General features: G+C 70.4%; 7 protein-coding genes. 6 read left to right on the top strand and 1 reads right to left on the bottom strand.

Annotated features, from left to right (window positions below; translation table 11 throughout):
- Positions 1-18: 18 nt before the first annotated feature.
- From OG885_RS13490 to OG885_RS13480, 3 genes are all read left to right on the top strand, one after another.
- On the top strand, positions 19-1611 hold the full coding sequence (locus OG885_RS13490) for a PucR family transcriptional regulator (RefSeq protein ID WP_405730675.1): 1593 nt from the start codon (positions 19-21) through the stop codon (positions 1609-1611).
- A 155-nt stretch (positions 1612-1766) separates the two neighbouring features.
- Complete coding sequence (locus tag OG885_RS13485; protein WP_405730673.1) at positions 1767-2678, top strand: hypothetical protein; 912 nt, start codon at positions 1767-1769, stop codon at positions 2676-2678.
- A gap of 180 nt (positions 2679-2858) precedes the next feature.
- Positions 2859-4304 carry an aldehyde dehydrogenase family protein gene (locus OG885_RS13480; RefSeq protein WP_405730671.1) on the top strand — a complete coding sequence of 482 codons (1446 nt, stop codon included), beginning with the start codon at positions 2859-2861 and terminating at the stop codon, positions 4302-4304.
- A gap of 122 nt (positions 4305-4426) precedes the next feature.
- On the opposite strand, the gene OG885_RS13475 is transcribed toward OG885_RS13480, so the two are convergent.
- A complete protein-coding gene (locus OG885_RS13475; RefSeq protein WP_405730669.1) occupies positions 4427-7267 on the bottom strand; it encodes a glycoside hydrolase family 3 C-terminal domain-containing protein in 2841 nt (946 codons plus the stop codon).
- A 342-nt stretch (positions 7268-7609) separates the two neighbouring features.
- Between OG885_RS13475 and OG885_RS13470 the strand changes: the two genes are divergently transcribed.
- From OG885_RS13470 to OG885_RS13460, 3 genes are read left to right on the top strand one after another with little or no spacing between them, the layout of a single operon-like run.
- Positions 7610-9301, top strand: a complete 1692-nt coding sequence (locus OG885_RS13470) for an extracellular solute-binding protein (RefSeq protein ID WP_405730667.1) — start codon at positions 7610-7612, stop codon at positions 9299-9301.
- A gap of 27 nt (positions 9302-9328) precedes the next feature.
- Positions 9329-10360 (top strand): ABC transporter permease, encoded by a 1032-nt coding sequence (locus OG885_RS13465; protein WP_405730665.1) that lies wholly within the window; start codon positions 9329-9331, stop codon positions 10358-10360.
- Entirely contained in the window at positions 10357-11292 is a 936-nt protein-coding gene (locus tag OG885_RS13460) for a carbohydrate ABC transporter permease (protein ID WP_405730663.1), read from the top strand. The genes OG885_RS13465 and OG885_RS13460 overlap by 4 nt, the downstream gene beginning before the upstream one ends.
- Positions 11293-11420: the final 128 nt, after the last annotated feature.

Here is an 11420-nt window from a genome sequence, read left to right as displayed (position 1 = left end):
TACTGACCTGAAGGCCCCATGCCGCCCACCCTCTCCTCGCTCGTCCACCACTCCGCGCTCAAGCTGACCGTGCGCGCGGGCGAGGACCGCCTCGACGTCCCCGTGCGCTGGGCACACGTCAGCGAGCTCGCCGACCCCGTGCCGTACATGGAGGGCGGCGAGCTGCTCCTGATCACCGCGCTGAAACTGGACGCGGAGGACCCGGAGGTGATGCGGCGCTATGTGAAGCGGCTGGTCGGCGCGGGGGTCGTCGGGCTCGGCTTCGCCGTCGGGGTCAACTACGAGGACATCCCCGAGGCGCTCGTGGCCGCCGCGGAGGCCGAGGGACTGCCCCTGCTGGAGGTGCCCCGGCGCACCCCCTTCCTCGCCATCAGCAAGGCCGTGTCCGCCGCCATCGCCGCCGACCAGTACCGGGCGGTGACAGCGGGGTTCGCGGCCCAGCGCGAGCTGACCCGGCAGGCGCTCGCGGAGGGCCCGGAGGGGCTGCTGTCCGCGCTCGCCGGCCAGGTCGACGGCTGGGCGGCGCTCTACGACGCGTCGGGTGCCGTCGTCGCCACCGCGCCGGAGTGGGCCGGCCGGCGGGCCGCGCGGCTGACCGCGGACGTGGAGCGGCTGCGCGAGCGGGCCGCGCCGGCGTCGTCGGTGGTCGGCGGGCCGGACGGCGAGGACCGGGTCGAGCTGCACTCCCTGGGGACGGGCCGAAGGCCCCGGGCCGCGCTCGCGGTGGGGACCGCCGCGGCGCTCGGCACGGCGGAGCGCTACGCCGTGCACTCCGCGATCGCGCTGCTGACGCTCACGACCGAGCGGTCCCGGTCGCTGTACGCGGCCGAGCAGCGGATCGGGGCGGCGGTGCTGCGGATGCTGCTGGCGGGGGAGCCCGACCACGCGCGGGCCGTGGCCGGTGACCTGTACGGCGCCCTGCTGGACGCCCCGTTCCGGGTGATCGTCGCCGAAGTGGAGTCGACCGTACGGGGGGCCGTGGACGGCGCCGCCGACGGTGATCCGCTGGGGGCGCTCACCGAGGCCGTGGAGTCGGCGGCGGCCCGGGCCGGGGAGGCCGTGCTGGTCGTGCCCGAGGGGGAGCGGCTGGTGGTGCTGGCCGCGGACGGCGGCGCGGCGGTCGGCGCGTGCGGGGAGTACACGGCCGTACTGGAGGCCGCCCGGGCGGGCGAGCAGGGTGAGGCCGCGGAACTCGTCGTCGGGGTGTCCGCGCCGGCCGGTCCGATCGCCGCCGGCGTCGCCTACAAGCAGGCCGAGCAGGCGCTGTCCGTCGCCCGGCGCCGGGGGCGGCTGTGGGTGGAGCACGAGCAGCTGGCGGCGGGGTCGGTGGTGCCGCTCCTCGCCGACGACGCGGTGAAGGCCTTCGCCGACGGGTTGCTGCGGCCCCTGTACGAACACGACGCGACCGGCCGCGGAGACCTGGTCGCCTCCCTGCGGGCCTGGCTCTCCCGGCACGGCCAGTGGGACGCCGCCGCCGCGGACCTGGGCGTGCACCGGCACACCCTGCGGTACCGGATGCGGCGGGTGGAGGAGATCCTCGGACGGTCCCTGGACGATCCGGACGTACGGATGGAGCTGTGGCTGGCACTGAAGGCGACGGCGTCGGAGTAGGCGCGTCCCACGGGTTGGCCGAAACCACAACTGCCGTCTCCTGAAACACAGTTGTCATGAATCCCACCGATTGGCAGACTCGCTGCGCCGGTGCTGGGAAAGCGCTCCCACCGGCGACAGGGGCACTGGCACTTCATCCGCAGGGGGGAACATTCATGAGAATCAGCGCGCCCGCACGCGTCCTGGCCCGCGCCGCGGCCGTCCTCGCACTGACCCTGAGCATGGCCGCCGGCACCACCGGCCTGCTGTCCGGCACCGAGGCACACGCTCTGCCCGTCACCGAAGGCTCGCTCGCCTTCAGCGGCGACGAGGGCGACTGGATCAGCGGCGGCCAGTCCTACGCCTACTCGACGTCGACCCAGGATCGTCTGAACATCTCCGCCGACACCGCAGGCAACGGGGTCCACCTCTCCGTCGACGGGGCGAACGGCGACTGGTGGTACCTGGATCTCACGGCGCCCGCCGGCCAGACCCTCGCGCCGGGGACCTACACCGGAGCCACCCGCTACCCGTTCAACGAGCCGACCGAGCCGGGTCTCGACCTCAGCGGCAACGGGCGCGGCTGCAACACGCTCACCGGCGAGTTCACCATCACCGACGTGGAGCTCGGCCCGCAGGGCTATGTCGAGAAGCTCGACGCCAGCTTCGTGCAGCACTGCGAGGGAGGCAGCACCGCGGCCCGCGGTGAGGTCCACATCGCCAACCCGGCCCCGCCCGCGCAGCTCGACCTGGGCCTCGCCGTGGCCCTGGACGGCACCGCGAGCACCCTGAACGGCAAGGCCACCGTGCACGGGACGGTGAGCTGCAACAAGCCGGTGCGGGTGGATGTGGCGGGCGACATCACCCAGGTGAAGAGCCAGAAGCTCATCCGCGGCTCCTTCAGCACGTCCGTGTCCTGCACGCCGGGCGCCCCGGTGGCCTGGACCGCGACGGCCGTACCCACCGGGGACGTCCCCTTCCAGCGTGGTGACGTCGAGGTCGAGACCCGGGCGACGGCGACGGACCCTGACTACGCCCAGCCGGTGACCGTCAGCGAGACGGTCGCCGTCCGCCTCAAGCGAGCCTGATCCCGCCACCTTCCCGAGCCCGGCCCGGGTCGTCCCGGGCCGGGCTCTTCAGGGCACTCCACCAAACCGGCACACCCCCGCCCCCCACCACTCCACCTCGGACAAACGCCCCCTGGCCTCCCCGCCCCTACCGTGGACCCCGAAAGCCAACGCACACCCCCTACGCGGAAGGGCCGGGACATGACTTCCACCCACGCCTTCTGGCTCGCCGGCCGCCAGGTCACCGGCGAGGACAGCTTCGACGTCACCTCGCCCTGGGACGGCCGGGTCGTCGGCAAGGTGAGCGTGCCGAGCGACGCGCAGACCGAGGAGGCCGTCGCCGCCGCCCACGCCGTACGGGACGAGTTCGCCGCCACCCCGGCCCACGTCCGCGCCGCCGCCCTCGACCACGTCAGCCGGCGTCTCGTCGAGCGCACCGAGGAGATCGCGCAGCTCATCTCCGCCGAGAACGGCAAGCCGATCAAGTGGGCCCGCGGTGAGGTCGGCCGCGCCGTCTCCGTGTTCCGGTTCGCCGCCGAGGAGGCCCGGCGCTTCAACAGCGGCGAGGCCCAGCGCCTCGACACCGACCTCGGCGGTCAGGGGCGGCTCGCCGTCACCCGGCGCTTCCCGAAGGGCGTCGTCCTCGGCATCGCGCCCTTCAACTTCCCGCTGAACCTGTGTGCCCACAAGATCGCCCCGGCGATCGCGGCAGGGGTGCCGATCATCCTCAAGCCGGCGCCCGCCACCCCGCTCTCCGGCCTGGTCATCGGTGACCTGCTCGCCGAGACCGAGCTGCCCGCCGGCTCCTGGAGCATCCTCCCGGTGCCGAACGACCGGATGCCCGCCCTCGTCCAGGACGAGCGCCTGCCGGTCATCTCCTTCACCGGTTCCGAGAAGGTCGGCTACGCGATCATGGACTCGGTGCCGCGCAAGCACTGCACCCTGGAGCTGGGCGGCAACGGCGCGGCCGTCGTCCTCGGCGACTACGCGAGCGACGCGGACCTCGACTGGGCCGCGACCCGTATCGCCACGTTCTCCAACTACCAGGGCGGCCAGTCCTGCATCTCCGTGCAGCGGGTCATCGCGGACGCGTCGGTCTACGACCGTCTCCTGCCGCGGATCGTCGCCGCCGTCGAGGCCCAGGTCACCGGTGACCCGAGCGACGCCAAGACGGACGTCGGCCCGCTGGTCAGCGAGGACGCGGCCAAGCGCGTCGAGGCGTGGGTGAAGGAGGCCGTCGAGGCCGGCGCCACCCTCCTCACCGGCGGCGACCGCGACGGCGCCTCCTACGCGCCGACCGTCCTCACCGACGTACCGGCGAGCACGACCCTGTCCTGCGAGGAGGTCTTCGGACCCGTCCTCACGGTGCAGAAGGTCGACGGCGAGGACGCGGCCTTCGCGGCCGTCAACGACTCCAAGTACGGCCTCCAGGCGGGCGTGTTCACCCACGACCTCCAGGCCGCCTTCCGCGCCCACCGTGCCCTTGAGGTCGGCGGCGTGGTCGTCGGGGACGTGCCCTCCTACCGCGCCGACCAGATGCCGTACGGCGGCGCCAAGCAGTCCGGTGTGGGCCGCGAGGGCGTGAAGTTCGCGATGGACGACTACACCTACGAGCGGGTGCTGGTCCTGACGGGGCTCGCTCTCTGACGCGCCTCTTCGAGACCCTCTCTAGCTAATGGGAACCATTTTCAGATAGGCTCCCGAAAAGGGGCCCGGCACCGATGCCTTCCGGTGCCGGGCCCCTTCTCTGTGCCGTCTCCTCCGGACCCTCAGCCGGAGAAGCCGACGTGCGCGAGCCGCAGCGGGCCGCGCAGTCTCAGGTGGACGTCGTGCACGCCGGAAGCCGTCAGCCCCGCCGCGAGAGTGACATAGTCGTACGGCCCTGACGTGGGCGTTCGCGGTGAGAGCGCGGCCGTCGCAGGGCCGCCGTCCAGCGACACCTCGACCGTGCCCTCGCCCGCCACCGTCACCGTCACCTCCGTGACGCCCGGCCCGAAGTCGCAGGCACGGTAGAGCAGTTCGGCCGTCCGGTCCGGCGCCGGCGTCACCGCGTCGCCCGTGGTCCTGGTGCGGTCGACGATCTCGGCACCGCTCTGCTCGTCGAAGTCCGCCCCGTCCAGGCCGCGTTCGGTCACCGCACGCGGGGTGCCCGGCTCACCGTCCAGGACGACGGTCGCGCGCAGCCGGATGTCCTCGCTGGAGGCGCCCACCAGCAGGTCGTACGGGCCGGGTTCGAGACGGAGGCGGCCCTGCGCCACGTCCCAGAACTCCAGCTCCGACAGCGGGACCTCGAAGTCCACGCCCGTCCTCTCGCCCGGCGTCAGGGTGACCCGGCGGTGCGCGGCCAGCTGGCGGCGCGGGCGCGGCACCGACGGGTCGACGGCCCGCGTGTAGAGCTGGGCGACCTCGTCGGCCGTCACGTCGCCGGTGTTGGTGACCGTGCAGGAGACATGCAACGTCCCTTCCTCGACCCGGGAGTTCAGATCCGCGTACGCGAACGACGCGTACGACAGGCCGTGGCCGAAGGGGAACAGGGGTGTGCCCTCGTAGTAGAGGTATGTCTGCCGGCCGCCGATCACGTCGTAATCCAGCAGGTCGGGCAGATCGGCGTCGTCCGCGTACCAGGTCTGCGGGAGGCGGCCCGCGGGGGAGACGTCCCCGGCCAGGACCCGGGCCAGGGCGGTACCCGCGGCCTGGCCGCCGTGGGCCGTCCAGAGCACGGCGCGCAGCGGACCGGGCTCGACCGCGTACGGGTAGGCGGAGACCAGGGCCAGCACCGTGTTCGGGTTGGCGGTGCGGGCGGCGCGCAGCAGCCCCTCCTGGTGGGCGGGGAGCGCGAGGGTCGTACGGTCCTCGGTCTCGCGGCCGCACAGATGCGGGTCGTTGCCCGCGATCACCAGGACGACGTCCGCCTCTGCGGCGACCCGGGCCACCGCGTCCCTGCCGTGCTCGGCGATGATCAGCTCGAAGATCTCCGGGGTCTCGGAGGTTTCCGGATTCTCGTCGGCAACCTTTACTCCGCCGGCGACGACAGAGATGTGGCGACCCGTACCGACGTGCCTGAGGAGGTGTCCGTTCTCGTGGGGTTCGAGCCGGAACGTCTCCTGGACGACCCAGCCCCCGGGCTGGTCGGCGGCGGCGCGGACATAGCCGTCCTCGGCGACCGAGAGATAGCGGCCGTCGGGGGCGCGCAGGGTCAGCAGGCCCTCGCCCCAGTCGACGAGGGCGAGTTCGGTGCCGGTCGGGTCCGTGGTCAGCGGCGGCAGATCGGTGCGGCCCGCCAGCAGCGCCGGGTCCAGGGCGCCCTCGGCGCCGCGCACCTCGTCGTCGGCGTCCGCGGCCGGCACGTGGAGGAAGGCGCCGGTGGAGGTCCGCAGGCGGACGCGGTCCACGCCCTCCGCGAACTCCACGCGCTCGGCGCCGAACCGCTCGTACAGGCCCTCCAGCGGGGTGGAGCGGTGGATCAGGGTGCCGCTGTACCAGTCGAGCTTGCACTCGTCGGCGAGCAGGCCGACCACCGCGAGCCGGGTGTCGGGCGCGAGCGGCAGCACCCCGTCGTTGCGCAGCAGGACGACGGCCTGCTCCGCCGCCTCCTGGGCGAGGGCCCGGTGCTCGGGGGTGTCGTACGCGCCCGGCTCGTCGTAGCCGTCGAACTCGCCGAGCCGGAACCGGACCGAGAGCTGACGGCGGACCGCGGTGTCGATGTCGGCCTCGCTCAACAGGCCCTGCTCGTAGGCCTTCTTGAGCCGCCCGACGATCAGCGAGCTGTCCGTGCCGTGGTCGGTGAAGCTGTCGACGCCGGCCAGCAGCGAGGCGGCCGTGGCCTCCTCGTGGGTGTCGAAGTAGTGCTCGAAGTCGACCAGGTTGGAGGGCGCGCCCGCGTCCGAGCAGACCAGCAGGTCCTCGTCCGTCCAGGCCCGCAGCTGCTCGCGCAGATACGGACTGACGTGGTTGGGGCGGCCGTTGACCAGGTTGTACGCGGGCATCACGCCGGCCACCGCACCCGCCTCGACGGTCTCGCGGAAGGCGCGCAGGTCGTACTCGTGCAGCACGCGCGGGCGCACCGAGCTCGACGAGGTGGCCCGGTCCGTCTCGTTGTTGTGGGCCAGCCAGTGCTTGAGGACGGGGGCGGTGCGCCAGTACGTGGGGTGGTCGCCGCGCAGTCCGTGGGTGTACGCCGTGGCGATCGCGGAGGTCAGCTTCGGATCCTCCGAGTAGCCCTCCTCGTTGCGGCCCCACAGCGGGTGGCGCAGGAGGTTGACGGTCGGCGACCAGACGTTGAGGCCCACGCGGTCGTCGCGCGCCCGCATCGCGCGGACCTCCTTCGATACCGCGTCGCCGACCTGTCGCACGAGCTCCGTGTTCCAGCTCGCGGCGAGACCGACCGCCTGCGGGAACACCGTCGCCGGGCCCATCCAGGCCACGCCGTGCAGTGCCTCCTGGCCGGTGCGGAACGCGGCGACGCCGAGGCGCTCCACGGCCGGCGCGAACTGGTGCAGGAACGCGGTCTTCTCGTCGAGGGTGAGCCGCGACAGCAGATCGTCGATGCGCTTCGCGAAGGGCAGCTGCGGATCGCGGAAGGGCGGCGTGGGCGGCGTCTGTGCGGTCACGTGGGGTTCCCCTTGGAGTGGAGCGGCGAAGCTCTTTCGAAGCGCTTCGATGCTGATTCGACACCGGGGTGGGTGTCAAGGGAGCAGCGCCATCACTTCAAGCGGTGCATAAGAAAAGGTTGCCTCCCAGGCCGCCGAGGAATATTGGGAGCGACCCTTGTGCACCCACATGGCTTCACTTAACCTCACAGCAACATCGAAGCGCTTCGACTACTCGATTACTTCGACTACGCAGCGACCGTAGAAGTCGAAGGAACGCTTCGGCTCAGCCAGTTCCACTGAAGACACCGCAGCCGACGGCCCACCGCCGGGTGTCCTGGTGCGCCATGAAGGGTTGACGCAATGACGCCGAACGCCGCTTCCGCCTCCTCCGGGCCCAGCCGGAGAAGCTTCCTCGCCTCCACGGCGGTCGCCACCGCAGCGGTGGCCGGGGGGATGCCGCTCCTCGCCGCCTGCGGCGGCTCGGACAGCGGATCGCGTGACGGCACCACGTCGGGCAAGGACGCCAAGAAGATCCTCCCGGCCTATGTGGCCAGCAACGTGGTGACGCCGGACATCGCCGCCAAGAACGGCTCCGCGGTCGGCTTCACCGGCAAGCTGGACCTCGCCACGCTGAAGACGTCGGTCGAGAAGAAGCTCGGCAAGGGCGGCAAGGTCACCATCATGTCGCCGTTCTGGGGGTCGCCGCCGAAGCAGAACAACGCCTACTACACGGCGATGAACGACCTGATCGGCGTCGACGTCGTCTGGCGGAACCAGGACGGCAACACCTACGACCAGAAGCTGGGCGCGGTCCTCGCCTCCAGTGACATCCCGGACGTGGTGGTCGTCCCCGGGTGGAACATGGGCGGCAAGATACCGAGTGCCATCATCAGCAAGTTCGCCGACCTCGGCCCCTACCTGTCCGAGGACAAGGTCAAGGAGTACCCGAACCTCGCGGCGATCCCGACCGACGCCTGGCGGCGCTCCATCTTCGGCGGCAAGCTGCGCGGCCTGCCGATGCCGGCGCCGTCCGCCCCTTCCATGGTGCCCCTGTACCGGCAGGACATCTTCGAGAAGGAGGGCTACGAAATCCCGAAGTCCTGCGACGAGTTCATGGCGCTGGCCAAGGAGATCACCAACGCCAAGGCCAAGAGGTGGGCCTGCCTGGACATGAAGTGGACCGCCTTCCAGGCCTTCGGTGTGCTCTCGGGCAGCGAGAAGCCCCTCGGCTGGACCCTCGTCGACGGCAAGTTGGTCAACCGCGTCGAGACCGAGGAGTACCTCGAGGCGCTGGAGTGGTCCCGCAAGCTCTTCGCCGCCGGGGTCGTCCACCCCGACTCCAAGCTGGGCAAGAACGCCCCCGACCCGGGCCCCAAGTTCGCGGCGGGCGAGTTCCTGATCTACCCCAACAACATCTCCCAGTGGTGGGGACGCACCGCCGAACAGGCCCAGCAGAACCCAGACTTCAAGATCTGGGGCATGGACGTCTGGGGCCACGACGGCGGTAACCCCACCCTGTGGGCCGAACAACCCGCCGGTATCTTCGCCTTCGTCAGCAAGAAGGCCTCCGAGTCGGTCATCCGCGACGTGCTCGCCGTCGCCAACGTCACCGCGGCGCCGTACGGCACCAAGGAGTACATGATGACCAACTACGGTGTGGAGGGCACCCACTACACCGTCAAGGACGGCGTCCCGACCAAGACCGACCAGGGCAACATCGACGTGATGAACGCCTACGTCATGGTCGCGAGCCCCGCAGCGACCATCGCGCACCCGGACTTCCCCGAGGTCGCCAAGGGGCAGGTCGAGTGGGAGCAGCGGATGGGCGCCTTCGCCAAGAAGTCCAGCTTCTGGGGCATGCAGATCACTGAGCCCAACCGCTACACCAACCTCTCCAACGACTTCGAGCAGCTGGAGGACGACATCGTCCGCGGCCGCAAGAAGATCAGCGACATGCAGCAGGCCGTCTCCGACTGGAAGAGCAAGGGCGGCGACAAACTCCGCGACTGGTACAAGCAGATCCTCGACGAGAACGGCTCCGCGGCCGGCTGACCAGGTACCGAGGCAAGGAGAACGGCCGTGTCCCACAGCACGGTGCCTCGGAGCAGGACCGAGGCCGACACGACGGCGAAGACCCCGGTGGCGCCCGGCGGCGCCACCGGTTCCAGTGACGGGCGACGCGGGAGACTGAGCCTGCGCCTACGGTTCAGACGCGACCGCGTCCTGATCCTGATGGCGCTGCCGGCGGTCGTCCTGGTCCTGCTCTTCAACTACGTGCCGATCCTCGGCAACGTGGTGGCCTTCCAGGACTACGACCCCTACATCAGCGACAACGGGGTCGTGTCCATGCTGCACAGCCCCTGGGTGGGGCTGGAGAACTTCCAGCGGATCTTCGCGGACTCGTCCTTCTGGTCGGCGGTCCAGAACACCCTGGTGCTGTTCTTCCTCCAGCTCCTGCTGTTCTTCCCGATCCCGATCCTGCTCGCGCTGCTCATCAACAGCGTGGTCAGGCCCCGGGTGCGGGCCATCGCCCAGGCCGTTCTCTATCTGCCCCACTTCTTCTCGTGGGTGCTGGTGATCGCGGTCTTCCAGCAACTGCTCGGCGGCGCCGGACTGTTGTCGACGCTGCTGCGCAACCACGGCTACGACGGTCTCGACATCATGACCGACCCGAACACCTTCAAGTTCCTCGTCACCGCGCAGTCGGTGTGGAAGGACGCCGGCTGGGGGATCATCGTCTTCCTCGCCGCGCTGGCGTCCGTGAGCCCGGACCTGTACGAGGCCGCCGCCATGGACGGGGCGTCACGGTGGCGGCGCATGTGGCACGTCACGCTGCCCGCGCTGCGGCCGGTGATCGCGCTGCTGCTGGTGCTGCGGGTCGGCGACGCGCTGACCGTCGGCTTCGAACAGATCCTGTTGCAGAGAGACGCGGTGGGGCCGGGTGCCGCGGAGGTGCTCGACACCTTCGTGTGGTGGAACGGCGTCCGCAACCAGGACTTCGGCTACGCGGCCGCCGCCGGACTCGTCAAGGGCGTCATCAGCATCGGTCTCGTCCTGGCCGCGAACAAGGTGGCCCATCTCATGGGCGAGCAGGGGGTGTACAAGAAGTGACCGCGCTGATCGAGAAGCCTGTGCGTGAACCCGGCCGGTGGGCCGCGCCGCCCCGGCCGGTCTGGGAGGAACCCGCCTCGAAGGCGGGGCTGGCGAGCAAGGGGCTCGTGCTCGGTATCGCGTGCCTGGCGATTCTGTTCCCGCTGTGGATCGTGGTGGTCACGAGTCTTTCCTCGCGCAAGACCATCGACGAGGCCGGCGGCCTGGTGATGGTGCCGAAGGACATCACCTTCGTCGCCTACCAGGAGCTGCTCAGCGGAGGGCAGGTCACCCGGGCGGCGATCGTCAGCGTGCTCGTCACTGTCGTGGGTACCGCGTTCTCGATGACGGTGTCCGTGCTGTGCGCGTACGGGTTGTCGCGCTCGGGGTCGCTCGGGCACCGGTGGATTCTCATGGTGTTGCTGGCGACGATGTTCTTCAGCGCCGGGCTCATCCCGACGTATCTGCTGGTGCAGACCCTTGGGCTGACGGACAGTTACCTCGCACTGATCCTGCCGAGTGCGATCAGTGTCTTCAACATCCTGGTGCTGCGCGGGTTCTTCATGGGGATCTCGTCGGAGCTGACCGACAGTGCGCGGATCGATGGGGCCGGGGATTTCCGGATTCTCTGGCAGATCGTGATGCCGTTGTCGCGGGCGGTCATCGCTGTCATCACGCTGTTCTACGCGGTGGGGTACTGGAGTGCCTGGTTCAACGCGTCGCTGTATCTGAACGACCAGGACATGATGCCGTTGCAGAACGTCATGATCCAGCTGGTGCAGAAGCAGGAGGCGCCGGTGGGGTTGGGGCAGGCGATCAAGACGGGGCAGTTGTCGGGGCTGGCCGTTCAGATGGCTGTGATGGTGATGGCTTTGCTGCCGGTGGCTGTGCTTTCGCCGTTCGTGCAGCGGCATTTCAAGAAGGGCATGTTGACGGGCGCGGTCAAGGGTTGAGCGTCGGCGCGTCGGCGGCTGCGGGTGTGTCGTGGCTGGTCGCGCCCACGCGGCGGTAGCCGCAAATTCAACACAGCCCCGCGCCCCTAGAGGTACGTCCCCATCCCGTTTCTCACATAGCGAGGTAT

This window comes from Streptomyces sp. NBC_00028 (assembly GCF_045041065.1).
Classification (GTDB): Bacteria; Actinomycetota; Actinomycetes; order Streptomycetales; family Streptomycetaceae; genus Streptomyces.
The sequence above is the reverse complement of the archived record's forward strand: the minus strand, read 5'-3'. Positions and strand labels throughout refer to the sequence as shown.